The organism is Azospirillum halopraeferens DSM 3675 (genome assembly GCF_000429625.1).
GTDB lineage: Bacteria > Pseudomonadota > Alphaproteobacteria > Azospirillales > Azospirillaceae > Azospirillum > Azospirillum halopraeferens.
This window is the reverse complement of the sequence record NZ_AUCF01000053.1, coordinates 1-1,392: the sequence shown is the minus strand read 5'-3', so window position 1 is coordinate 1,392 and position 1,392 is coordinate 1. Positions and strand designations below refer to the sequence as shown.

Here is a 1,392-nt window from a genome sequence, read left to right as displayed (position 1 = left end):
GATCGTGCCCCGGCACGTGGTGTACGAGCGAAGGGGTTGGTCATCGCTCTCCGGCGGGTTGAGCCGGGTCAGGTTGCCACGGCGGACAACCTGGAAACGTCATTATGCCCCAGTGGCGTCATGGTCTCCAAGCTCATGTAGCGGCGGCTGGCCGCCCACTCATCATTTTGCTCCAGCAGGATGGCCCCTCCCAATCGGAAGATCGCCGCTTCATTGGGGAAGATGACGACGACATCGGTGCGCCGCTTGAACTCGCCGTTGACGCGCTCGAGGGGATTGGTCGAGCTGATCTTGGTCCAATGGTCGGGATGGAAGTCCATGTAGGCCAGGACGTCGTGCTCGGCCTCATCCATCAGCGTGGCGAGCTTGGGAAAGCGCTCGCGCAGGCTGTCGGCGACCTGGCGCCACTGCCGGTGGGCGGCCTCGGCGGTTTCCTGGGCGAAGGCCGTGCGGATGGCCGCCGCCACCATAGCACGTTGCGGTGCAGCCACATGCGCCATGGCGTTGCGATAAAAATGAATACGGCACCTCTGCCACGCCGCCCCGAACACCTTCGCGGCGGCCGCTTTCAGCCCCTCGTGGGCGTCGGAGATGACCAGCTTCACGCCGCGCAGGCCGCGTCGCATCAGGGCGCGCAGGAACTTGGTCCAGAACACCTCGGCCTCGGACGGGCCGATGTCCATGCCCAGCACCTCGCGCCGCCCGTCGGTGTTCACGGCCACGGCGATTATCACCGCCACCGAGACGATGCGCCCGGCTTCGCGCACCTTCACGTAGGTGGCGTCGATCCACAGGTAGGGCCAGTCGCTCTCCAGCGGCCGGTTCAGGAAGGACTGCACCCGCTCGTCGATCTCCGCACACAGCCGCGAGACTTGGCTCTTGGAGATGCCGGTCATGCCCATGGCCTTGACCAGCTCGTCGACGGAGCGCGTCGACACCCCCTGGATGTAGGCTTCCTGGATCACCGCGGTGAGCGCCTTCTCCGCCGTCCGCCGCGGCTCCAGGAAGCCGGGGAAGTACGAGCCCTTGCGCAGCTTGGGGATCTGCAAGGCGATCGTGCCCGCGCGCGTGTCCCAGGTGCGCTCGCGGTAGCCGTTGCGCTGGTTGACGCGCTCCGGCGTGCGTTCGCCGTGTCCGGCGCCGCACAGGCCGTCGACCTCCAGGTCCATCAGGCGCTGCGCGACATAGCCGATCATCTCGCGCAGCAGGTCCAAATCAGAGCCCTTCTCCAGAAGCTCGTGAAGCGCCATTCTGTCCATGGTCATCGGGGTCCTCGCCAGTCTCGTTCAAGGTTGTGGTGACCCGAACCTACCGGAGATCCTCGATGACCGCCCCACTGTGGATAAGCGGCCCGCCTACGCCAGCTCTGGGGGGCGCTGCGGCGGGCCGCTT

1 protein-coding gene is annotated in these 1,392 nt (G+C 66.5%); it reads right to left on the bottom strand.

Features of this window, described 5'->3' with window-relative positions; translation table 11 throughout:
* Positions 1-68: 68 nt before the first annotated feature.
* Entirely contained in the window at positions 69-1,265 is a 1,197-nt protein-coding gene (locus G472_RS0124595; protein WP_029006751.1) for an IS256 family transposase, read from the bottom strand.
* Positions 1,266-1,392 lie beyond the last annotated feature (127 nt).